Origin of the sequence: Collinsella sp. CLA-ER-H9 (assembly GCF_040092295.1) — a bacterium.
Lineage (GTDB): Bacteria > Actinomycetota > Coriobacteriia > Coriobacteriales > Coriobacteriaceae > Collinsella.
Genome location: NZ_JBBNLV010000004.1, coordinates 76,625 through 98,035, shown reverse-complemented (window position 1 = coordinate 98,035; position 21,411 = coordinate 76,625). Strand labels below are relative to the sequence as shown.

At 61.9% G+C, this 21,411-nt stretch carries 22 protein-coding genes; 9 read left to right on the top strand and 13 right to left on the bottom strand.

Annotation, left to right across the window (positions count from 1 at the left end; all coding sequences use genetic code 11):
• Window positions 1-390 precede the first annotated feature (390 nt).
• Window positions 391-831 carry a hypothetical protein gene (locus AAAX73_RS04190; RefSeq protein ID WP_349125110.1) on the top strand — a complete coding sequence of 147 codons (441 nt, stop codon included), beginning with the start codon at window positions 391-393 and terminating at the stop codon, window positions 829-831.
• A gap of 79 nt (window positions 832-910) precedes the next feature.
• On the top strand, window positions 911-1,591 hold the full coding sequence (locus AAAX73_RS04185) for a DUF1015 family protein (protein ID WP_349125109.1): 681 nt from the start codon (window positions 911-913) through the stop codon (window positions 1,589-1,591).
• A gap of 127 nt (window positions 1,592-1,718) precedes the next feature.
• On the opposite strand, the gene AAAX73_RS04180 is transcribed toward AAAX73_RS04185, so the two are convergent.
• From AAAX73_RS04180 to AAAX73_RS04170, 3 genes are all read right to left on the bottom strand, one after another.
• Complete coding sequence (locus AAAX73_RS04180; protein WP_349125108.1) at window positions 1,719-2,354, bottom strand: histidine phosphatase family protein; 636 nt, start codon at window positions 2,352-2,354, stop codon at window positions 1,719-1,721.
• Between the two features lie 17 nt (window positions 2,355-2,371).
• Complete coding sequence (locus tag AAAX73_RS04175; RefSeq protein ID WP_349125107.1) at window positions 2,372-2,914, bottom strand: histidine phosphatase family protein; 543 nt, start codon at window positions 2,912-2,914, stop codon at window positions 2,372-2,374.
• Between the two features lie 82 nt (window positions 2,915-2,996).
• Window positions 2,997-3,668, bottom strand: a complete 672-nt coding sequence (locus tag AAAX73_RS04170; protein WP_349125106.1) for a nitroreductase family protein — start codon at window positions 3,666-3,668, stop codon at window positions 2,997-2,999.
• A gap of 263 nt (window positions 3,669-3,931) precedes the next feature.
• On the opposite strand from AAAX73_RS04170, the gene AAAX73_RS04165 reads away from it, so the two are divergent.
• Both AAAX73_RS04165 and AAAX73_RS04160 read left to right on the top strand, forming a co-directional pair.
• The gene (locus tag AAAX73_RS04165; RefSeq protein WP_117770193.1) at window positions 3,932-4,534 is read left to right on the top strand and encodes a DUF308 domain-containing protein; all 603 of its coding nucleotides are present in this window, start codon (window positions 3,932-3,934) and stop codon (window positions 4,532-4,534) included.
• Window positions 4,535-5,017, top strand: a complete 483-nt coding sequence (locus tag AAAX73_RS04160) for a DUF188 domain-containing protein (RefSeq protein WP_329738982.1) — start codon at window positions 4,535-4,537, stop codon at window positions 5,015-5,017.
• A gap of 168 nt (window positions 5,018-5,185) precedes the next feature.
• Here the strand turns inward: AAAX73_RS04160 and AAAX73_RS04155 are convergent, their stop codons facing one another.
• A complete protein-coding gene (locus AAAX73_RS04155) occupies window positions 5,186-6,274 on the bottom strand; it encodes a putative manganese transporter (protein WP_349125105.1) in 1,089 nt (362 codons plus the stop codon).
• Between the two features lie 171 nt (window positions 6,275-6,445).
• Here AAAX73_RS04155 and AAAX73_RS04150 point away from each other — a divergent pair, with 171 nt between their 5' ends.
• The 4 genes from AAAX73_RS04150 to AAAX73_RS04135 all read left to right on the top strand — a co-directional run bounded on the left by AAAX73_RS04150 (window position 6,446) and on the right by AAAX73_RS04135 (window position 10,431).
• Window positions 6,446-7,414, top strand: a complete 969-nt coding sequence (locus AAAX73_RS04150; RefSeq protein WP_329738984.1) for a 3'-5' exonuclease — start codon at window positions 6,446-6,448, stop codon at window positions 7,412-7,414.
• 336 nt (window positions 7,415-7,750) lie between these two features.
• A complete protein-coding gene (locus tag AAAX73_RS04145) occupies window positions 7,751-8,098 on the top strand; it encodes a metalloregulator ArsR/SmtB family transcription factor (RefSeq protein WP_349125155.1) in 348 nt (115 codons plus the stop codon).
• Between the two features lie 63 nt (window positions 8,099-8,161).
• Entirely contained in the window at window positions 8,162-8,380 is a 219-nt protein-coding gene (locus AAAX73_RS04140) for a heavy metal-associated domain-containing protein (protein WP_225093724.1), read from the top strand.
• A gap of 98 nt (window positions 8,381-8,478) precedes the next feature.
• On the top strand, window positions 8,479-10,431 hold the full coding sequence (locus tag AAAX73_RS04135) for a heavy metal translocating P-type ATPase (RefSeq protein WP_349125104.1): 1,953 nt from the start codon (window positions 8,479-8,481) through the stop codon (window positions 10,429-10,431).
• A 279-nt stretch (window positions 10,432-10,710) separates the two neighbouring features.
• Here AAAX73_RS04135 and AAAX73_RS04130 read toward each other — a convergent pair whose 3' ends face one another.
• The 9 genes from AAAX73_RS04130 to AAAX73_RS04090 form a co-directional block, all read right to left on the bottom strand.
• Window positions 10,711-11,100, bottom strand: a complete 390-nt coding sequence (locus AAAX73_RS04130) for a metal-dependent transcriptional regulator (RefSeq protein ID WP_349125103.1) — start codon at window positions 11,098-11,100, stop codon at window positions 10,711-10,713.
• A gap of 213 nt (window positions 11,101-11,313) precedes the next feature.
• Window positions 11,314-12,084: a Cof-type HAD-IIB family hydrolase gene (locus AAAX73_RS04125; RefSeq protein WP_349125102.1), complete on the bottom strand. Its 771-nt coding sequence runs from the start codon at window positions 12,082-12,084 to the stop codon at window positions 11,314-11,316.
• Window positions 12,085-12,090: 6 nt separating this feature from the next.
• Window positions 12,091-13,950 (bottom strand): ABC-F family ATP-binding cassette domain-containing protein, encoded by a 1,860-nt coding sequence (locus tag AAAX73_RS04120; protein ID WP_349125101.1) that lies wholly within the window; start codon window positions 13,948-13,950, stop codon window positions 12,091-12,093.
• Window positions 13,951-14,155: 205 nt separating this feature from the next.
• Window positions 14,156-15,028: a phosphate ABC transporter ATP-binding protein PstB gene (pstB, locus tag AAAX73_RS04115; protein WP_349125100.1), complete on the bottom strand. Its 873-nt coding sequence runs from the start codon at window positions 15,026-15,028 to the stop codon at window positions 14,156-14,158.
• On the bottom strand, window positions 15,025-15,951 hold the full coding sequence (gene pstA, locus AAAX73_RS04110) for a phosphate ABC transporter permease PstA (RefSeq protein ID WP_349125099.1): 927 nt from the start codon (window positions 15,949-15,951) through the stop codon (window positions 15,025-15,027). The genes pstB and pstA overlap by 4 nt, the downstream gene beginning before the upstream one ends.
• A complete protein-coding gene (gene pstC / locus AAAX73_RS04105) occupies window positions 15,944-16,852 on the bottom strand; it encodes a phosphate ABC transporter permease subunit PstC (protein ID WP_022094994.1) in 909 nt (302 codons plus the stop codon). Before pstC ends, pstA begins: the two co-directional genes overlap by 8 nt.
• Before the next feature lie 24 nt (window positions 16,853-16,876).
• A complete protein-coding gene (locus AAAX73_RS04100; RefSeq protein ID WP_118079605.1) occupies window positions 16,877-17,815 on the bottom strand; it encodes a phosphate ABC transporter substrate-binding protein in 939 nt (312 codons plus the stop codon).
• A gap of 293 nt (window positions 17,816-18,108) precedes the next feature.
• Window positions 18,109-19,545, bottom strand: a complete 1,437-nt coding sequence (locus tag AAAX73_RS04095) for a M20 family metallopeptidase (protein ID WP_349125098.1) — start codon at window positions 19,543-19,545, stop codon at window positions 18,109-18,111.
• 54 nt (window positions 19,546-19,599) lie between these two features.
• Entirely contained in the window at window positions 19,600-20,262 is a 663-nt protein-coding gene (locus tag AAAX73_RS04090) for an HAD hydrolase-like protein (protein ID WP_349125097.1), read from the bottom strand.
• A gap of 156 nt (window positions 20,263-20,418) precedes the next feature.
• Between AAAX73_RS04090 and AAAX73_RS04085 the strand changes: the two genes are divergently transcribed.
• Window positions 20,419-21,279 (top strand): DegV family protein, encoded by an 861-nt coding sequence (locus AAAX73_RS04085; protein ID WP_349125096.1) that lies wholly within the window; start codon window positions 20,419-20,421, stop codon window positions 21,277-21,279.
• Window positions 21,280-21,411 lie beyond the last annotated feature (132 nt).

Below are 21,411 nucleotides of genomic sequence, written 5' to 3'. Positions count from 1 at the left end.
AAACGGCCTCTCCCCGTTCCAAACATGTCTGACAATGCGACCGCCCTTACGTCCGCAGCCGCCCTGCGCCAACACATGTAACGGAGTGCGCAGGAAATGCTTGACGAGTGGATGTTCACAAAGGCGCTCCCTGCGCGGATCGTCCGCAGAATCGGGCAGGTCCGGCATTATCGCCAAGACCTGTGGGGGTATCCGGTGATACCGAAAGGCAGATATGTCGCACAGCATGTCGTCCATGGAGAGTACGTACCCACTGCGTCGTTTGTAAACCCGCCCGGACGGCAAACGCGATGGCTCGGCCTGCGAACGGTAAATGCTGCTACGTGCACGTCGCGAATCTGCAGGTGACTTACAATCGGTTTGCAAAGCAAACTGATTCTGAGGTTTCATATGGTTGGTGATGACGAGGGCGGCTATCGCCCCTTTGTCGTGCCCGACCACGCCAAGGTCTGGGTCGACATGCGCCTGACGCCGCCGACCGATACGGCCGCCGCGATCAACATGGTCGAGCAGGCCACTGCCACCGCCGAGGCCGCGGTTCCCGGTTGCCATGGCAGTTTCGCCGTGACGGGCGATCGCCCCGCCATCGAGCGCGACCCGAACTCTCCCCTTCTAGCTGCGCTCAAGCGCGCCGCCGATGACGTGACAGACGCGGACGTGCCCGCCAGCTTCTTTACCGGCTGCACCGATACCGCCGTCATTGCCGGCAAGACGGGTAACCGCAATTGCATGAGCTACGGCCCCGGCTCGTTGGTGCTCGCGCATAAGCCCAACGAGCCGGGGCCATGCCGATATCGTTCGCTGCCAGAACGTGCTCATCGCGCTTGTTGACAACACGCTCTGGGACGCAAGCGTCCAAGTTGGGGCATAATAAGCCGCGAACAAACCGACTCGCGCGTTAGGACCGCCCATGAAAGCACTTCCGTTTCCCTGCATCCGCCCAGCTCAGGACCGCGTGCTCGAAGCGCTGCCGCAGATGGGCGGTATCCTGAGCAGCAACGACGCCCTGCGCGACGCCATCGCCGACGGGCTTATGCTCAAAGATCCGGGCGCGGCGTATTACGCGTACGAATGCTCCGGAGAGCCGGGGCGCGTGACGGGCGTTGTGGCGATTTGCCCGGTCGGCGTACTGGCGGGCGACGGCGCGACCCCCGCAGGTGCCACCGCAGCCGCCCGCGCAATCGCCGAGCTTAAGGTCCAGCCGCGCCCTGTGTCGCTTACCTACGAGGCGTCGCCCGTCATGGATATCATCCTGGGCGCCGCCAAAGAGGGTGCGTCGCTCTATGCCGTCACCGACCCCGCCGGCATTACGCACCGCGTGTGGGAGGTCAAGCGCGAGGACGCCGTTGCCGCCATCCGAGCCATGCTCGACCAGGCACCAGAGCCAGCGCCGGCTGACGACCCCACCTATGCCGCCGCGCTGACAGGGGCGGCGCAGCTCCTGGCGGACGAGGCCCGCACAGCCGGCACCTACACGGGCAAAGAGCCGTTCAACTTTACCGTTGCCGCGTTATTCCCCGCCGCACAGGTCGCCGGCGGCGCGCCGCAGGTTCCGACGGGTCTGCTCACCCACCAGATCGCACGGTTCTAACAGGGTCTAAACGCCCAGCACAAAGACTCGGCAGCTCAACAAACAAGGGGCGGGGATACATGCGCATGCATCCCCGCCCCTTTCACATCGAGCAATGATGTCGGCAATCCACGTCGCCACGCCCAGGCTACCCGCGCTGCGGACCCGCTGCCGCCACCAGCGGCTCAAGACCCAGCTCGCGCGCATAATCTTCCTGCGTAAAGACTTCGACCAAGTCAAACGTATCGGTCACATCGTCAAATGCAAAATGCAGCACCGAGCAGTTGCCCGGCACACGGTCGCGCTCGTCTGCCGCCGCGCCCTTCACGTAATCCATAAACTCCTTGATAGCCGAGCCATGGCTTACCGCGAGCACGCACGAATGATCCGGGCGTCGCATAAGATCGGTCAACGTCGCCACCATGCGCTCGCGCACCTGCATCTGCCCCTCGCCGCCGAACTGGCGGTAAAAGTCACGCCACGGACGCCCAGGCATCAGCATCACGCGCTCGGCCTCGAAGTCACCAAAGAACCACTCACGCAGGCCATCAAGGCGCTCGTAGGCAAGGCCCGGCCACAGGTTGGCGATAGTCTGCTCGGTGCGATGCAGCGTCGAGGTGTAGGCGTGGTCGGGCTCGATGCCACGCGCTCGCAAGAACATGCCAGCGCGCGCCGCCTGCTCGCAGCCCAACTGCGTGAGCGGCGAATCACTCCAGCCCTGAATAATGCGCTTGAGGTTAAATATCGTCTGTCCATGACGGACCAGATACAGGTCTTTATTCATAGGGGTCCTTTCGTTCGTTACCAGTCAAGGAGCGAAAACGCCCCGTCGCAATAGCCAAAATGAAGCACGGCACCGTTGTCGGGCTGTCCTCCCCCGCCGGCCACATACTCAAGAAACTCCTGACAGGCAGAGCCGTGGGAAACGGCCAACACGCAGTCGTGCCGAGGCCGGGCCATAATACGAGACAGCGCCGCGACCATACGTGCGCGAAGCTCACTTTCCGACTCGCCACCAAAGGCCACCGGATAATCGCCCCAGGGTTGCGCCGGCATCTCGCGGTTTGATGTGCCCTCCAGCGAGCCCAGGCGCCACTCGCGCAGGTCGTCGACCGGCTCTATGGGAAGGCCCTCACCAACAATAAGCTCGGCCGTGTGGCGTGCCCGACCCAACGGAGACGAATACGCATGGTCAAAGGAGATGCCACGCGCCTCAAACGCCGCGCGCGTCGCCAGTGCCTGCTCGCGCCCGCGCGCCGTAAGCGGCGAATCGTGCCAGCCCTGCAAAATGTTCTGCACATTGAGCTCGGTCTGCCCATGCCGCACCAAATACAGATCGGCCACATGCCCTCCCCTCGTACCACCACAAAGGGGACGGGCACCTTTGTGGTGGTTTACCGCCGGATCACGCCGCGGCGACGCTCAACTACACCAGTACGTCGGCGAGTAGACGCTTGGGTACGTGGTGTACCTGTGCCTCGTCACGCCAGTAATTAATAGAGCCGTCGGGGTTGGAATCAATTGCATCGATCACCTGTGTCTCGGCGGGAACGCCAAAGACCATGATCAGCTTGACCTCGTACTTGTCGCCGTCAAGTCCCATGACATCAATCGCACGAGGCGGAAAAGCCTTGAACATGCACGCCGCCACCTCGGGCGTAGCGCTGCGGGCGGCGAGCATCATCGTCTGCGCGGCGATACCAGCGTCTGCCTCGGTAATTGGCGCGGCAGGCATGCCCGGAGCGGGACGCTCGGCAAGGATCGCGATATAGCCGGTCGGGCGCTCGCCCTCGACAGGACCCGACCAATCCTTGAGCGCACCAGCCCATGCGAGCTTTTCAAATAAGCTCGAACACTCCTCGGCGTCGCTCACCACATGAAAGCGTAGGCGCTGAGCATTGGCGCCGCAGGGAGCCAGGTGCGCCAGCTCTGCCAGCTCGAGCAAAAACTCGCGCGGCACGCGCATGGACTCGTCAAAGCGACGGCATGTGCGAGCACGACGGACCAGCGCGTCAAACGATTCCAGACCGAGCTTTTCGCAGCCCTGCTTTGCCATCGATTCGACACTCGACGGTGCCTCGGGAACTGCTTCGTTCATAGGAACCCCCCAATACAAGCCAATTGTTCTTAGGAAAATCTAACCTAAAACGCAGGCAATAACGAACAGAGCCGCAATGTTCTACACCTGTTGAATAGAAAAACGCGACATGGGGAACAACGAGAACAAATCGGGACCTTTGGGTTACACTTCGCCCTCCCCGACCCATACGCCGGTGCCTTTAGGCGATACTTGTTGTAGCAACTGCGGCATACGCCGCAAAAACAACAATGACGGCAAACGCCGCGCGGAAAGGAGACCTCATGGGCATCTTTAAGAACGACGACCAGCAGTCGAACCTGTTTGGATTTGACGAGAAAAGCATGGCAGGCAAGGCAATCAAGGCCGTGCGCTGGATCTACGCCGTCACGGGCGTCATCGCGCTGCTTGCCGGCATCGCGCTGCTGTTTGCGCCCGCCAAGTCCCTCGTCTTTTTGACGACCGTCCTGGGCTTCTACTTTGTGATCACGGCTGGCGTCAGGCTGTTCACCGCCATTTTTGAGCCGCTACTGCCCGCCGGCTGGCGCGTGACGAGCATCATCTCCAACCTGCTCATCATCCTGGGCGGCGTCATAATCCTGCGCAATCAGGCCTTCTCGACCGCGACGCTCACCACGCTCGTGGTGGTCGTGGCTGGCTTTGGCTGGATCGTCGAAGGTGTCATGTCCATTCTGGAGTCCGAGCTTTCGTCCAACCGCGCCCTCGCCATCCTGAGCGGCGCGCTCTCCATCATCGCCGGCATGTTCGTGTTTATCTATCCACTGTGGTCGGCAAAGATGCTCGTCATCTTTAGCGGCGCCGCGCTCCTGGTGTTTGGGGTGACGCTGATTATTCGCGCTATCCGCTTTGGCAAGCTGGTGCGCTAGATGCCGCGAACGCTGTTTATTGATGCTGACGCCTGCCCGGTCACGCGTGAGTCGATCGACTGCGCGCGGCGGGCGGGCGTCGCCGTGGTGATTGCCGGCAACAGCACGCAGAACCTGGAGCGGCACATTCGCCGCGACGATCCACGTGATGCCGAGCACGCGCGACGCGGCTTTTGGGTCACCACGCTCGATGTGAGCGTGGGCGCCGATAGTGCCGACTTTGCCATTGTCGAACGTCTGCAGGCGGGCGACGTGGTCGTGACGCAGGACATTGGCCTGGCGAGCATGGTGCTCGGCCGCGATGCCTCCGCCATCGGCGTGCGCGGGCGCGTGTACGACAAGGCGACCATCGACATGCAGCTGTTTATTCGTCACGAAGAAAAGAAGGTGCGCCGCGCTGGCGGTCGCACCCGCGGGCCAGCAGCCTTCACCAGCGAAGACCGCGCCCGCTTTAAGCGCAACCTCACCGAGCTGCTGCGCTAACCAAGGTAGATTTTTGGGACATGCCCGGAAATCTGCCTTTTTGTTTTGGACGGTGTGAGCGCTCAGGATCCGTGGCTCAACAAAAAAACGGGCTTCAAAATGCCATGCGTCGCCGCATTGTGCAGACGCCGTGCATGGCTATTTTGAAGCCCGTTTTGTTAGGCCTACTTAGAGGCCGAAGGCAGATAGGGCGAGGCCCCAGCCCACGCCGATGACGTACATCATGACCAGGAACACGGCATTTTCGCGAGCGCTGCGGTTGGTGCGGAACAGGACCAGGTAGCCCACGCCGGCGGAAATGAGCGTGCCGGCGAGCATCGGTGCCAGTTGCAGTGCGCCTTCCAGATACAGCTGCGTAATGACCACGCTCGCCGAGCAGTTGGGGATCAGGCCGACAAGCGCCGAACCCAGGACGGCGAGCGTCTCGTTGCCACGCAGGAACTGCTCGATCGCAGATTCGCCAAAGGTCTCGAGCACGGCGACCAGAATCAGCGTCACTAGGAAAATGAATACCGATACCTGCACGGTATGCGAGATGGCGCTGCGGATAATCGACAGGACGGGCGCACCTTCGTGTGAGTGAGAGTGACCATGGCCATGATGGTGTTCATGCTCGCCCTCATGACCGTGATCGTGGACATGTCCATGTTCGTGCTCGTCCTCGTCTTCATCACAACCGCAATGGTCGCGCTCGCACAGCTCATGGATGTGATCGGCACTCACGCCAGCCTCGGCCACCTCGTCGATGATGTCACCGCCGCTGTGATCGTCATGCGCGCAGTTAACGTGCGCCGGATTGACAGCGGTTCCCAACACGGTACGGCGAATCGCCACATGCGCACGGGCGTTGCGACGCAGGCCGCGAATGGCAGCATCCACGATAAAGCCCGTGACCAGCGCGATCAGCGCCTTCGAAGCCAAAAGCATCGCCATAGTCTGCACGGGAACCTGCTCGGCAAGTAGCAGCGGCAGCATCTCGTCGGAGGTCGAGAGAAACACCGCCACCAGGGTGCCCAGCGTCACGACGCGACCGGCGTATAGCGTTGCCGCCATGGCCGAAAAGCCGCACTGCGGCACCATGCCCAGCAACGAGCCAACCACGGGGCCAGCGGCGCCGGCACGCTTAATGGCGCCGTTAACGCGGTCGCCCGCAACATGCTCAAGCGTCTCGAGGACCAGATATGTCACCAACAAGAACGGCACCAGCGAGAGCGTGTCCTTGCCGGCGTCGAGCAGAATATCAATCAGCAAATCCATGACGGATGGAACCTTTCGTGTCTTTCGGCAGCATTGTAAAAGTCCTAGCGGTCAACTAGGGTATTGTAATTGTCCTAGGCGTGATGCCAATAGTTGCCCATGGTAAACTATCATCTCGCCATAACTCGACAAACCCGAGCCGCGCGACGCGGCCCGTCCAAGGAGCAGCATATGAACGTTTCGCAAGCACTCGAATACGAGCGCCAGCCGTTTATCCCCATGTTTATCTACGGCGACCACGGCGCCATGGAATCCGAGCGTCAGAAAGGCGAAGAGGCCCTCAAGGTGCTCGAGACTGAGTACTTTACCGCCGAGGACGACCCCGGCTTCGACTTTGCCACCGTGCGCGACCTAGCCGACCGCAACCGCGACCTGTGCGACCAGATTGGCGAGGCGCGCCTGCGCAACGTGACGCCCGCGACGCTTTCGCGCGGCCTGTCCGACGCCGACACCTGCGCTGCCATCGGCAAGATGCAAAAGCGCACCGCCGCGTCCGTCATGCGCGAGATCCGCGGCGACCGCGACGCGCTCGGCGTCGCCTACGCCCGCAAGCCCATTCAGGGCACGGTGCTCGGCATCGACATCGAGACCACCGGCCGCGCACCCGAGCGCGGCTATATCATCAACGTGGGCTGGGAGATCATGGACCTCACCAGCGACGCCGTCCCGCACGACGCCGAGGCGCACTACTGCGGCCTGCCCGATATCTACCGCGGCGAGGATGTGCCGTTGTCGAATATCCACCACATCACCTGGGACGACATCGACGGCAAAACGCCCTTCCGCGAGAACAAAGAGCTGCAAAAGCAGCTGCTCAAGCTTATGAAGAAGTACCCGTACATGGCGCACAACGCCGCCTTTGAAGACAGCTGGTTCAAGATCCACTTGGACGGTTACGCCGAGGCACGCCGCGCGGGTAAGATCATCGTCATCGACTCGCGCCAGATCTGCCGCAGCCTGGACGCCGATGTGCGCTCGCTCCCCCGCGAGTCCGCGCCCGCCGCGCTCGAGAACTGGGCGCGCCGCCGTGGCACCCTCGCCGCCGACGCCAACGAGCAGCACCTGGGCCTCGACGACACCGACCTCATGCTCCGTACCGTCCAGGCCGAGTTCAACCTCAAGAACCTATTTGCCAAGTAGATTGCCAAGCAGAGGCGCCATTCGCGAGCGATACTCGTCGGGCCATAACGCCCCGCGCAAAAGCGACACGCCGAGGCGTCCCTCTCAAGCAACGCAATGCGGGCCGATAACCAAGTGGATATCGGCCCGTTTTTGCACGTCGCTAAGGTACCCACGTTGGCATCAGCGGCCTTATTCGCGCCCACCGATGCCCTTAGCCGCCTTTGGGAGCATTCGATAGCAAAATATTTCACGAATTATATTGACATATGAACATGCGCTCATATACTCGAAAGTAAGTTATATGAGCGCATGTTCATATGAAAGGATATTGCAATGAGCGAACAAGCTGATGAAATGAAGTCCGGCATCGACACCAGCATCGTGCCCGACGTCCCCACCACTTGCTCGCCCGAGGACCTTCCCGACGAGGAGCTGCTGTACGACCTTGCCGACCTGTTCAAGGTCTTTAGCGACACCACGCGTATCAAGATCCTCTATGCCCTCATGGGTCGCGAGCTCTGCGTGGCCGACATCGCCGAAGCGACCGCGACCTCGCAGTCTGCGGTGTCGCACCAGCTGCGCACGCTCAAGCAGTCGCACCTGGTTAAATTCCGACGCGACGGGCGCAACATCCTCTACTCGCTTGCCGACGACCATGTCTACACCATGCTCAACCAAGGCATGAGCCACATCTGCGAATAGCGACCAACCACGGTACCAGCGCGGCCTGCACCCAAGCCGCAAAAACGGGGAAAGGAACCCACCATGAAAAAGCAGTTCAAGCTCGACGAGATCGACTGCGCCAACTGCGCGCGTAAGCTTCAGGACGAGCTGGCCAAGCTCGATGGCGTCAAGTCCGTTTCGGTCAACTTTATGACCCAGAAGTTAACGCTCGAGGCCGATGACGCCGAGTTCGACGAGGTCCTCGACCGCGTCGTGGAGTTTACCGCCGACGCCGAGCCGGACTGCGAGATCATTCTCTAGCCCAGATTACGCCAACCTGCAAGGTCGCGCTTGCCGCGGCCTTTGCTCGCGAAATTATATGAGCGAGTGTTCATACATTCAAATGGGAGGATTGAATCATGGCAACCGCCGATCCCAAGAAGAAAAAGAAGAAGCGTAAGAAGAAAGAGTCCCTTGAGCATAAGCGCAACCGTATCCTGGTAGCGCTAGGCATTTTTGCCGTTGTTTATGCCCTCGACGAGCTCGGAGCTCTCACTATCGCATTTGGGGAGCCCGGCAACGTCTACGCCAGTTTCGTGCTGTTCCTCGTGCCGTTTTTAATTGCCGGCTACGACGTGCTCCAAAAGGCATACAACAACATCCGCCGCGGCAAGGCCTTCGACGAAAGCTTCCTCATGGCCGTCGCGACCATCGGCGCGTTTGCCATGGTGCTCTTCCCCGATACCGATCCGCACATGGCCGAAGGCGCCGCTGTCATGCTGTTCTACCAGGTCGGCGAGCTGTTCCAGGCATACGCCGTGGGCAAGAGCCGCAAGTCGATCAGCGCCATGATGGACATCGCACCCGATTATGCCAACGTCGAGCAACTCGACGGCACACTCGAGCAGGTCTTTCCCGATGACATCGCCGTCGGCACCGTCATCGTCGTCAAGCCCGGCGAGCGCGTGCCCATCGACGGCGTCATCGTCGAAGGCGAGACGCAGCTCGATACCGCCGCCCTTACCGGCGAGTCGGTCCCCCGCCCGGCCAAAACCGGAGACGATATCATCAGCGGCTGCATCAACATGACGGGTCTCATCCACGTGCGCACCACCAAGCCATTTGGCGAGTCCACCGTCGCGCGCGTCCTGGAGCTCGTAGAAAACGCCAGCGAAAAGAAGGCGCGTACCGAGAACTTCATCACGCGCTTCGCCCGCGTCTACACGCCCGCCGTCACCGGCGCGGCCGCGGTACTCGCGCTCGGCGGCGGCTTGGTCACCGGCGCCTGGTCCGACTGGATCCTGCGCGGCCTGACCTTCCTGGTCGTCAGCTGCCCGTGCGCGCTCGTGATCAGCGTCCCGCTCAGCTTCTTTGGTGGCATCGGCGGCGCGTCCAAGCTGGGAGTTCTCATCAAGGGCTCCAACTACCTCGAGACGCTCGCCGATGTGGATACCGTCGTCTTTGACAAGACCGGCACGCTCACCAACGGCACGTTTTCGGTCGTGGCGGTACACCCCGAGACCGGCTATACCGAGCAGTCACTGCTTGAGGTCGCGGCCCTTGCCGAGTCGTTTTCCGATCACCCCATCGCGCAGTCGGTACGCACCGCCTTCCAGGGCGAGCTCGATCCCAAACGCGTAAGCGACTCCACCAATGACGCGGGCCATGGCGTGACGGCGAATATCGACGGCAAGCGCGTCATCGTCGGCAATGCCAAGATGCTTGCTGCGGCCGGTATCGACGCCCCCAATTGCGAGGTCGTCGGTACGATCCTCCATGTACTGGTCGATGACACGTACGCCGGCCATATCGTAATTGCCGACACCATAAAGGCCGATGCCAAGCAGGCGATTCGCGACTTGCACACTGCCGGCGTCAAACGCACCGTCATGCTCACGGGCGACCGTGAGGAGGTTGCAGCGTCTGTGGCCAAGCAGCTGGGGCTCGACGAGTTCCACGCGCAGCTCATGCCAGGCGATAAGGTCGAGCGCGTCGAGGCATTGCTGGCAGTCGAATCGAGCAAGGGCAAGCTCGCCTTTGTCGGTGACGGAATCAACGACGCACCCGTGCTCACGCGCGCCGACGTCGGAATCGCCATGGGCGCCATGGGCTCGGACGCCGCAATTGAAGCTGCCGACGTGGTGCTGATGGACGACAAGCCGTCCAACATCTCCCGCGCGATCCGCGTGGCGCGCAAGACCATGACGATTGTTTGGCAGAACATCATCTTTGCGCTGGGCATTAAGCTGCTGATCCTGGTGCTCGCGGCGCTCGGCATCGCCAACATGTGGCTTGCCGTCTTTGGCGACGTGGGCGTGGCGATCATCGCCATCCTGAACGCCATGCGCGCGATGGGTGTCAAGAACCTGTAGCACTCGTGGTCCCTCCGGCCGGGGCCGGGTTTGGTTTTGAAAACGTCCTCGCGCATGAGGCCCGTCTTTCCTGCTCCTACGGAGCAACGGAAAGACGGGCCTCGCGCTGCGGAGTGTTTTCAAAACCAAACCCGGCCCCGGCCTGCGGTGACGTTGCTGGTGGTTCTTGGGCATCGCTTGCTGGCGGGGTTCCTTGTCTGAGTTGGACTTAGTTGGTGGGGCTACTGGTCCCGGTCGCTGGTTCGCGCTTTGCGCGAACTCCGCGCTACTGGGGATCAATTAGGCTTCCGTTGCTGGGCCCGCCACATCTTCCCGCCCCAACATCGATCTTAGCTTCTCAAAGCTCTCCTCGCTCAGGCAATGCTCCATGTGGCAGCCCTCTTGCGAGGCAACCTCGGGCGCTACACCTGCGTCCTCTAGCAGCCCCACAAAAAAGCAATGGCGCTCCCACATTTGACGGGCAACCTCAATACCGCGTTCCGTCAGATGAACATCTCGTTTTCCCATTTCGACATAGCCGTTGCTTTCCAGCGTCACCATGGCTTTAGAGACACTTGCCTTGGTTACGCCCAGGTATTCGGCGACGTCAATTGACCGAACGATGCCCTGGCGCTCCGAGAGCACATAAATAGATTCGAGATAGTCTTCTCCAGATTCACGCAGGGCCATGGGCCGCCTTTCGCGATGGCTTCTAGTTAGCCTTTGGATACTTTTGCTTGAATTACTTTACCGCAAAAGTTGCCCATGTCTTACTACATTGTCTAAAAAGTTAACCGTGTTTCACAAAATGCGCGGAGCAAGCAGGGCGACACGACACGCAACGCGCAGGGAGTGTCCCCAGCTGCCGGCAGAAAAGGAGCGTCCCCAAGTGCCGAGCCGCAGCTATAACAGGCCAAAGTGCTTCGCGGCGTTGTAGATGCCGTCATCGTCCACGGCGGTCGTTACGTAGGTCGCCGCGGCCTTCACGGCATCCTGCGCGTTGCCCATGGCCACACTTGTGCCCACGGCCGAGAACATCGACAGGTCGTTCTCGCCGTCGCCAAAGGCAATCGCTTCACTCGCGTCGATGCCCAGGCGCTCCAGCGTCGCCGCCACGCCCAGGTCCTTGCCGCCGTTGGCCGGAATAATGTCGCAGAACAGGTCGCACCAGCGCGTGGTTGTAGAATGCGACAGGACATCGGTAACTATGCCCTGGTCGACCGGGTCCACAAAGGCGCAGAACTGGTAAACCGGCGCGTCGAAAGCATGCTCAAAAGGCTCCTCGTGATACGAGATTCCGGCATTGTCGGCAGCCGCCACCACGCGCTTGGACAGGCGGTTCACAAACGAGTTCTCGCCCTGCATGCACAGCGAGTCGTAGCGCCCCTGCGCTACCTGGTCAACAATCACCGCAACGTCGTCCGGATCGATCGGGCAGCTGCGATAAACGCCCTTGGCATCAAAACAGTGCTGGCCCGAAAGCGTAATGTACGCATCCCATCCCAAGTCGAACAGCCAATCCGGCATCTGGTAGGTCGGGCGGCCCGTGGCGATCACGCACGCAATCCCCTGCTCGCGAAAGCTGTCGAGTACCTGCTGCGCCGACGCCGGAATCTGGTGGGTCTTAAAGCTCAGCAGCGTGCCGTCGATATCGAAAAACGCGGCCTTAATCATCCTCGCCTACTCCTCGCCCTCGAGCTTCTCGCTCGCCTCGAGCCACGCCATCTCCAGCTCGTCCATGGCGGCGTGGGCCTCGTCGATCTTTGCCTGCTGCTCGCCCAGCGCCGTGTAGTTGGTGGGGTCGACCTGTGCCATCGCGGCCTCGGCCTCCTCCACGCGAGCGCGCTGCGTCTCCATTTTGCGCTCGAGCGAGCTCACCTCGCGGCGGAGCTTCTGGCGTTCGGCGTTGGAAAGGCCATTGGGCTGGCCACTCGATTTGGGCTTTTCGGCCGCAGCCGCCGCGGCACCGGTGTCAAACGTGCCGGTCTTGGCACTCGGCGCACCCACGGGCTCGCCCTCGGCGGTGGCGTTGCACAGGCGCAGGTACTGGTCGACGCCGCCGGGCATATGCGTCAGGTGGCCGTCGAGCAGCGCCCACTGCTGGTCGGTCACGCGCTCCATCAAGAAGCGGTCGTGCGTCACCAGGATCAGCGTGCCGGGCCAGCCGTCGAGCAGGTCCTCGACAATCGCGAGCATGTCGGTATCCAGGTCGTTACCGGGCTCGTCCAGGATAAGCACGTTGGGCTCGTCCAGAATCGTCAGCAACAGCGACAGGCGACGGCGCTGGCCGCCCGAAAGATCGCCGATGCGGCTCCAGAGCTGCTGTGTCGTAAAGCCCAGGCGCTCGCAGAGCTTCTCGGGCGAAGTCTCCTTGCCGTCGATGACGTAATACTTCTTATAGTTGCCGAGCACCTCGCGGATCGTGTCGCCCATGTAGGGTTCGAGCTCCTCGAGCTGCTGCGACAGCACGCCAAAGCGTACTGTCTGGCCAATCTTCACACGGCCGCGCGTGGGTTCAATCTTGCCCTGGATCACGTCGAGCAGCGTCGACTTGCCAGCGCCATTTTCGCCCAAAAGGCCATAGCGGTCGCCCGCGCCGATGAGCCAGGTCACGTCGGAGAGCACCTGCTTGGGCGTGCCATCGGTATCCGCATAGCCGGCGTCCACGTCGACCACGTCGATAACCTGCTTGCCCAGGCGACTCACCGCCAGGCGCTTGAGCTCCAGCTCGTCGCGCACAGGCGGTACGTCGGCGATAAGCTCGCGAGCGGCATCCACGCGAAACTTGGGCTTGGTGGAGCGCGCCTGGGCACCGCGGCTCAGCCACGCGAGCTCCTTGCGCGCCATGTTGCGACGACGCTCCTCGGTGACGGCGGCCATGCGGTCGCGCTCCACGCGCTGTAGGATATATGCGGAGTAGCCACCCTCGAAGGGATCAACCCGGCCGTCGTGGACCTCCCACATGCTGGTGCAGACCTCGTCCAGGAACCAGCGGTCGTGCGTGACCACGAGCATGGCGCCCTGGCCGCGCTGCCAGCGGGCCTTTAAGTGACGCGCGAGCCAGTTGATGGTGCGCATGTCCAGGTGGTTGGTGGGCTCGTCGAGCATAAGCACGTCGTAGTCGCCGATCAGCAGGCGCGCAAGGTCCACGCGACGGCGCTGGCCGCCCGAGAGCTCGCCCACCGTGCCCTCCCAGGGCACATCGCTAATAAGACCGGCCAAGATCTGGCGCGTACGCGGGCTCGAGGCCCACTCGTACTCGGGCGTGTCACCGACGACGGCATGGTGCACGGTATCGGTATCGACCAGGTTGTCCTTTTGGCCGAGCAATCCGATCGTGGTGTCGCGGCGGTGCGTCACGCGGCCGTCGTCGGGCTCCAACGTGCCGGCGAGCACGCTCAGCAGCGTCGACTTGCCGTCGCCGTTTTTACCGACAATGCCAATGCGGTCGCCCTCGTCCACGCCGAGCGTCACGTTATCGAAAATATGCTTGGTGGGGAACTCTAGGCTGACGGAATCGCATCCCAAAAGAATCGCCATATGCCCTGCTCCTTCGTAGAAATTCAACGTTGTCCATGATAGCAGCGAGCCCCACCCCAAACCACCACGAAGGTGCCTGTCCCCTTTGTGGTGGTCGTTTCGGTCGCGGAGCAAAAAGGCGGGCCATCTCACGCAAGAGATGACCCGCCTCTCCAATCAGTCCCGCGGCAACCGCGGCCGCCGCGGGCCTCAAGCATGTCCCGGACTAGGAGAACATGCCGGTGAGGTAATCATTCAGCCGCTTATCCTTGGGCCGTTGGAAAATCTCGTCGGTCTCGTCGTACTCGACCATATCGCCCATGTAGAAGAACGCCGTGCGGTTGGACACGCGCGACGCCTGCTCCATGTTGTGCGTCACGATGACGATGGCACGGTCGGCAACGATCGACGACATCAGGTCCTCGATCGCCAACGTCGAGATGGGGTCGAGCGCCGAGCAGGGCTCGTCGAACAGGATCACGTCGGGGTTGAGCGCCAGCGTGCGCGCAATGCACAGACGCTGCTGCTGGCCGCCCGAAAGCGCGTAGGCACTCTTGTCGAGCTTGTCCTTGACCTCGTCCCACAGCGCGGCACCGCGCAGACTTTCCTCGACCATGCGGTCGAGCTCGTCACGGTCGGTGATGCCGTGGCGCTTGGGCGCAAAGGTGATGTTGTCGCGAATGGACTTGCGGAAGGGGTTTGGCTGCTGGAACACCATGCCGATGGAGCGACGCAGCTCGTACGTGTTCTCGGTCTTGGTGTTCACGTTGCGCCCGCGGTAGTTGATCTCGCCCTCCACGCGACAGCGGCGAATCTCGCGATTCATCAGGTTGAGGCTACGCAAGAAGGTCGACTTGCCGCAGCCCGAAGGCCCGATGAGCGCCGTGATCTCGCCCTTGTGAAAGTCGAGCGACGTGTCGTGCAGGGCATGGTAGTCGCCGTAGTACACGTTAACGTCCTTGGTGGAGAGCACGACCTCGTCGCTCACAGCCCTACCGCTCACGCGAACGTGCTTCTCGCTCTCCCTCACGCTCGACAGAAAATCCTGGGTCTCGGACGACACCGCTTCGGTTGCGGGCGTTGCATTCATCTCGCTCATTCGGCCGTCATCTTCCTTGCCAGTTGCTTGCCCACGATACGGGCGACTACGTTAAACAGCAGCACGCAAATCATCAGCAGTGCAGCGGTGCCCCAAACGATCTGCTGAGCCTCGGGGCTGCCCTCGCCATAGATCTTGTAGATGTGCACGGCGAGCGACTCGCCGGGACGGAACACGTTCCAGGCGCAGGTGGGGCTCGACAGGTTAAAGCTCAAGAAGTTCAGACGCACCGGCGAGCTCATGCCCGAGGTAAAGAGCAGTGCCGCGGCCTCGCCAAACACACGGCCGGCCGAAAGCACAATGCCGGTCACGATGGCGGGCATGGCCTCGGGAATCAGGATGTGCAGCGTGGCCTCCCAGCGGGTAAGGCCCATGGCCAGGCATGCATCGCGCTGGGCCTGTGGCACGTCCTCGAGCGCCTGCTGGATCACGCGCACCAGGATGGGGATATTGAACATGGTGAGCGCGACGGCGCCGGAGATGATGGAGTACTTCCAGCCCAGCTGCACTGAGAACACCAGGAATCCGAACATGCCGACGACGATGGAAGGCAGCGAGGACAGCGTCTCGATGGCGGTGGAGGCGATGCCGCGGATGGGCCCATTCGGCGCGTACTCAACCAGAAAGACCGCGCCGCCCAGACTGATGGGCACCGAGATGGCTAGGGTGATCAGCAGCAGATAGAACGAGTCGAACAGCTGATAGAGCACGCCGCCCTGGGTCCCGTTGGCGCGCGACGGCTGCGTGAGAAAGCCCGGCTGGAACAGTGTCGAGATGCCCTCGAACAGGATATAGGTCACCATGGAGACGACGATGAGCATGACGATGGCGGCGATCGCCGTCAGCACGCCCGTGGCGATGCGGTCCTGCTTTTGGACGCGCCCGAACCTCGCCTCGTCGATATGGATGCGCGTACTAGCCACGAGCCTTCGCCCCCTTGCGGCCGATAAGGTGGATGATCAGGATGAAGATGAGGCTCATGCCCATCAGCAGCAGACCGAGCGCCCACAGAACATCATCCTGGGCCGAACCCTCGGCATAGACCGCCATAGACGTGGTAAGCGTGGTGGTGATGGTGGACGCCGGCGACAGCAGCGACGTCGGCATGGCCTCGATGCCGCCGATAACCATGCGCACGGCGAGCGTCTCGCCAAAGGCGCGGGTCATGCCCAGGATGACCGCGGTCATGAGCGACGGCATGGCGGACTTGAGCACCACGTGCCAGATGGTCTGCCAGCGAGTGTAGCCCAGCGCAAGCGAGCCCTGACGGTAGCTGTCGGGCACGGCGCGCAGGCCATCGACCGAAAGCGTGGTCATCGTCGGCAGGATCATGACGGCCAGCACGATGGCGCCGGGCAAGATGCCCAAGCCCGTACTCACGTGGAAAACGCTCTTCATAAGGCCGACGACCACGTGAAAGCCGATGAGGCCAAAGACGACCGAGGGAATGCCGGTCAAAAGCTCAATAAGCGGCTGAAAGATCTTGGAACCAAACTTAGGTCGAATCTCGACCGCAAAGATGGCAGAGCCGATGGCGATGGGCAGCGCGATGAGCGTGGAGAGCACCATGACCGCAAACGAGGTGACGATCAGGGGCAGGGCGCCGGTATAGGGCAGGCCGTTTTTAGCCGTGTTGGCCAGGTCCCACTTGGTGCCGGTAAAGAACTCGACGACCGAAACGCCGTCCTTGAGAAAAGCCGAGAGGCCCTTTTGGGCGACCATAAAGATGAGCGCGGCAACGACAAGCGTCACGAGCGCTACGCACGCACCCGTGACGCCCAGGCCCACGTTCTCAAGGTCGCGCTTTGGCAGTTGCTTTGCCATTGCAAACCTTTCCGGGGCGATTACTTATTTAGCAGAAACCTTGCCGCTGGCGTCCTTGACGACCTTCATGGCAGAGACGGGGATGAAGCCCTGCTCCTCGACGAGCTTGCCCTGGACGTCGTCGGAAAGCATGAACTCCAGGAAGGCCTTGGTGGCCTCGTCGGCGTCCTTAGCGCAGTACATGTGCTCGGTAGCCCAGATCTTAAAGGAGTCGTCGGTGACGTTTGCGCTCTTGGGCTCCACGCCCTCGACCTTGATGGCGTTGAACTTTGAGTCATCGAAGTGCGAGAAGTCCAGGTAGGAGATGGCGTTGTCGGTGCTGCCCATCTGAGTCTGGACATCGCCGGACTTGTCGAGCTCGGCGTCGCCCTTAAAGTCGACGGCCTCGTCGCCAAAGACGGCTGCCTCGAAGGTGGCTCGGGTACCGGAGCCGGCCTTGCGGTTGAGCACGACGATGGTGGCGTCGTCGCCGCCGACCTCCTTCCAGTTGGTGATCTGGCCGGAGAAGATGCCCTTGAGCTGCTCAAGGGACAGGTCGTCGACCGTCACGTTCTTGGAGACGACGGGACCCATGCCCACAACGGCGACCTCGTGGTCGACGAGGTTCTTGACCTGGTCGGCCTCGAGCTTGGTCTCGGCGAAGACGTCGGAGTTACCGATGGTAACGGTACCGGCGGCGACAGCGGTCAGGCCCTTGCCCGAACCGTTGCCCGAGCCGGAGACGGAGACGTCCGGGTTGGCATCCATGAACTTCTCGGCAGCGGCCTCGACGAGAGCCTGGAACGAAGAGGCACCGTCGTAGGTCACCTCGCCGGAGACGGACTCGGCAGCAGCGGCGCTACCCTTGTCGGCAGCGTTGGAAGCGCCTGCGCCACCGCAGCCAACGAGGCCGAGGCCGACGATGCTGGCAAGACCACCAGCGAGGCCGAGGAACTGACGACGAGAATAAGCCTGATCGAGCATGATCTTCCTTTCATACATGCGAATCGCGGGCACCCTGCCCGCTTTGCTGTTTGGAAAGATACGGCCCCGACCGGGCAGCGCTCGCGCCAACTGCGGTTTCTTACGGGCATCTGATAGACCCTTACCGCAAGCGCGGCTCGGCTTTACAAACGAATAACAAATTCACCACCAAGCATGACCCGCCTTTTACACCAATAAAAACGAAGTTGCGGTGAAATAATTCCTGTTTGGCCATCAAATGGCCCATTCTAGGAACTATTCCACCGCAACTTAGATTAGGAAACCGCGTAACCTTAAAGCTCCAGTTCGTTTAGACGAAGGATTGCCACGATATAGATCTTGAGTGCTTGCTTGAGCTGCTCCTCGTTGGCGCACTCGTTGGGGCCGTGCATCTGGCCGCCCCATGCGGGCAGCTCCAGGCCGGTCTCCTCTGGGCCAAACGAGACGGCGCGGGCAAAGTTGCGCGCATACGTGCCGCCGCCCATGGCAAAGGGCTCGGCATGCTTGCCCGTGAACTCGTTATAGGTATCGATAAGCGCCTTCACGGCCGGATCGTCGGCAGAGACCGAGAACGGCACCTTTGCACGACCCACACGACACGTCACGCCAAAGCGCCCCACGAGCGGGTCGAGCTGCTCGCGGATGGTATCGGCACTCGTGCTGTCGGGGAAGCGCACGTCGATGACCTGCTCAATATGGCCATCCGCCACGCGAATGACGCCAGCGTTGCAGGTAAGCGGGCCAAACGCCGGACTCGTCGCATCGATACCCAGGCCGCGGCCATAGGCATCCGCATGCACAAAGGCCAGGAACTTGACGAACTCGTGCTCGGCAGGCGTCAGCAGGCGCTCATCGCGTGCACCAAACGCGTCCTCGGCCTCGCGCAGATACGACACGATCAGGCCGACGGCGTTGATGGTGCCCTCAGGCATCGAAGCGTGGCCGCCAATACCGTGGGCGAAAATCTGCGCATGCCCGTTATCAAGCGCCGTGATCTCCAGGCGGTCGACGTTCTCAACGGGCGCCGGCAGCTCATCGGCGGCAATTGCAAGCTCGCAGATGGACTGCGACGGAATGGCATTGCTCGCCTCGGAGCCGCTCCACGACACGATGCGCCCGCCGTCGATCTTGGGGCTCACGAACGTCGCCCCAAACTGGCCCTTCTCGGCATTGCAGACCGGGAACTCGGCATCGGGCGTAAACAGAAAGTCAGGATTCGCGTAGTTCTCCAGATAATGGTGAACGTCGGACATGCCCACTTCCTCATCGCAGCCCAGCAGCGCGCGGAAGGTGTAGCGCGGAACGATGCCGTGCTTGAGCAGGTAGGCGCCGGCGTAGAGCGACAGCACGGCCGGACCCTTGTCGTCGATCACGCCGCGGCCGAGCAGCCAGCCCTCGCGACGCTCCATCGCAAACGGGTCGGTGTTCCAGCCGGGGCCTGCGGGCACCACGTCCACATGACAGATAGTCGCAAGCTGCTTATCGCCGCGGCCCGGGATATCGGCAATGCCCACATAACCCTCGTCATCGCTCGTCTGGTAGCCGAGCTTTTGCGCGATGCCGAGCGCGCAATCGAGCGCATCACGAACCGGGCGGCCAAACGGCGCACCGGGCTCTGCATCAGCAGAAACTGCCACGGACGGATAACTCACCAGCTGCTCGATATCGGCGACGACATCCTCCCAGACCTCGTCGACATACTCGGCAACGCTCTGCTCCACCTGATTCATGGACGACCTCCTTAGCAATGAGCGGCGAGCGTGCCCGCCCCTCACATCACGTCATTAGATAGCGAAAAGTTTAGCAAGCTCGGCCACCGAGTGCACCACCGCATCGGCGCCCGCTGCCTCGTGCTCCCCCGGCGCCGCCGCACCCGAATAAATGCCGATGCACGGCACGCTCATCGCGTGCGCGCCTTCCACGTCGTTAAAGCGATCGCCGATCATCACGGCATCGCCCGCCGTCGCGCCGAGCGCCGCCAGGGCATCGCGAACCGAATCGGCCTTGGTCTCGCGCCCCTGCGACGGATTCATGCCGACCACCGCCTCAAACTGAGAAAGCCCGAGCTCACGTACCATATCGATGCACTTTGCCTCCATGCGCGACGTCGCCACGGCCATACGCTTGCCCCGGGCGGCCAACCCATCCAGAAACTCGGGGACCCCGTCGAACACGGGATACTCCTCCGGTCCCAGCTCATCAAAAAAAGCACGGTACTCGTCGGCCACCACAAGCGACTCCTCGCGGGAAAAGCCGTAAAAGTCGTGAAAGCTCTTCCACAGGGGCGGCCCGATCATGCGGCGCAGATCACCCATCTGCGCCTCCGAAAACCCGCGCGCAGCCAGCGTCTTGCACGTCGAGGTCATCACCGCCCGGCCCGTATCTGCCACCGTGCCGTCAAAATCGAACAGCACGACCGGCCGTTTGCCTATCTCCAACGCCCCCATCGGCATTCCTCTTCCCCAGTTGACGATTTCCACACCGACACTTCAAACTGTTGACTATTCAACAATTGAACCTAGTAATGTGGAACGACTCTACTATACTTGTCGCACTTTGCTCTCAGAAGGCGGCGCGCAAGCGCTCCAACGAAAGGTGCAATTATGTCTTTTGCCATCATAACCGACTCCACGTCGGACATCTCCCCCGCCCGCGCCCAAGAGCTCGGCATTTACGTGATTCCGCTGCATGTGATTATCGAGGGCGAGGATCTGCTCGACCAGGTGCAGATTACCGCCGGGGAGTACGTCGCGCGCATGGCCGGCTCCGAGCAGCTGCCGCACACCTCGCAGCCGAGCGCCGGCGAGTTCAAGGCGCTCTTTGACCGCGTGCTCGCCGACGGCCATGATAGTGCCATCTTTATCTCGCTGTGCAGCGAGTGGTCTGCCTGCTACGCCAACGCCAGCCTGACGGCCGAAACGCACGAGCTCGACGTGCGCTGCATCGATTCGCGCACCGGTTCGGGCGCCGAGGGTTTGCTGGTGGAGTACGCGCTGGCCATGCGCGAGGACGGCCGCAGCCTGGACGAGACCGAGGCGCAGATCCGTGCGACGCTGCCCGACGCCCATCTGCTGCTGATTCCGCGCACACTCGAGAACCTGGTCAAGAACGGCCGCGCGCCCAAGCTCGCTGGCCAGCTGACGCAGATGCTCAACATTCGTCTGGCCGTTTCGCCGGAGTGGAAATCGGGCGAGATCAAGGCCATCAAAAAGGGCCGCGGCGCCAAGCGCATCGTCGCCAACACCATGGCAGATTGCCTCGCGTTTTTGGACGAGCACCCGGGCTCAAGCGTGCGCGTGCTCACGACCGGCGCCGCCGAGGAGCAGGAACTTGTCAACGAGGCGCTCGCGGGCCAAGACTACGTAGACGCCGGCACCGGCCCCATCGGCTGCACCATCGCCACCCACGTAGGCGTCGACGCCATCGCCATCAGCTACTGCCCCCGCTACCAGCCCATCCACTAGGGGCACCTTTACCACTTGCGGTGGAATAGGGACTGTTTTTTGGCGTATGGCCACAAATCAATCCCTATTTCACCGCAACTTCTTTTGCTGAGCCATCCATATACAAGATATGCTGACGATCGGCGCATTCCC

Excerpts from the sequence above, each read along its gene's own strand:
- AAAX73_RS04190 (WP_349125110.1), top strand. The coding sequence starts at position 391 with ATGGTTGGTGATGACGAGGGCGGCTATCGCCCCTTTGTCGTGCCCGAC.
- AAAX73_RS04185 (WP_349125109.1), top strand. The coding sequence starts at position 911 with ATGAAAGCACTTCCGTTTCCCTGCATCCGCCCAGCTCAGGACCGCGTG.
- AAAX73_RS04180 (WP_349125108.1), bottom strand. The coding sequence starts at position 2,354 with ATGAATAAAGACCTGTATCTGGTCCGTCATGGACAGACGATATTTAAC.
- AAAX73_RS04170 (WP_349125106.1), bottom strand. The coding sequence starts at position 3,668 with ATGAACGAAGCAGTTCCCGAGGCACCGTCGAGTGTCGAATCGATGGCA.
- AAAX73_RS04165 (WP_117770193.1), top strand. The coding sequence starts at position 3,932 with ATGGGCATCTTTAAGAACGACGACCAGCAGTCGAACCTGTTTGGATTT.
- AAAX73_RS04160 (WP_329738982.1), top strand. The coding sequence starts at position 4,535 with ATGCCGCGAACGCTGTTTATTGATGCTGACGCCTGCCCGGTCACGCGT.
- AAAX73_RS04155 (WP_349125105.1), bottom strand. The coding sequence starts at position 6,274 with ATGGATTTGCTGATTGATATTCTGCTCGACGCCGGCAAGGACACGCTC.
- AAAX73_RS04150 (WP_329738984.1), top strand. The coding sequence starts at position 6,446 with ATGAACGTTTCGCAAGCACTCGAATACGAGCGCCAGCCGTTTATCCCC.
- AAAX73_RS04145 (WP_349125155.1), top strand. The coding sequence starts at position 7,751 with ATGAAGTCCGGCATCGACACCAGCATCGTGCCCGACGTCCCCACCACT.
- AAAX73_RS04140 (WP_225093724.1), top strand. The coding sequence starts at position 8,162 with ATGAAAAAGCAGTTCAAGCTCGACGAGATCGACTGCGCCAACTGCGCG.
- AAAX73_RS04135 (WP_349125104.1), top strand. The coding sequence starts at position 8,479 with ATGGCAACCGCCGATCCCAAGAAGAAAAAGAAGAAGCGTAAGAAGAAA.
- AAAX73_RS04130 (WP_349125103.1), bottom strand. The coding sequence starts at position 11,100 with ATGGCCCTGCGTGAATCTGGAGAAGACTATCTCGAATCTATTTATGTG.
- AAAX73_RS04125 (WP_349125102.1), bottom strand. The coding sequence starts at position 12,084 with ATGATTAAGGCCGCGTTTTTCGATATCGACGGCACGCTGCTGAGCTTT.
- AAAX73_RS04120 (WP_349125101.1), bottom strand. The coding sequence starts at position 13,950 with ATGGCGATTCTTTTGGGATGCGATTCCGTCAGCCTAGAGTTCCCCACC.
- pstB (WP_349125100.1), bottom strand. The coding sequence starts at position 15,028 with ATGAGCGAGATGAATGCAACGCCCGCAACCGAAGCGGTGTCGTCCGAG.
- pstC (WP_022094994.1), bottom strand. The coding sequence starts at position 16,852 with ATGGCAAAGCAACTGCCAAAGCGCGACCTTGAGAACGTGGGCCTGGGC.
- AAAX73_RS04100 (WP_118079605.1), bottom strand. The coding sequence starts at position 17,815 with ATGCTCGATCAGGCTTATTCTCGTCGTCAGTTCCTCGGCCTCGCTGGT.
- AAAX73_RS04095 (WP_349125098.1), bottom strand. The coding sequence starts at position 19,545 with ATGAATCAGGTGGAGCAGAGCGTTGCCGAGTATGTCGACGAGGTCTGG.
- AAAX73_RS04090 (WP_349125097.1), bottom strand. The coding sequence starts at position 20,262 with ATGGGGGCGTTGGAGATAGGCAAACGGCCGGTCGTGCTGTTCGATTTT.
- AAAX73_RS04085 (WP_349125096.1), top strand. The coding sequence starts at position 20,419 with ATGTCTTTTGCCATCATAACCGACTCCACGTCGGACATCTCCCCCGCC.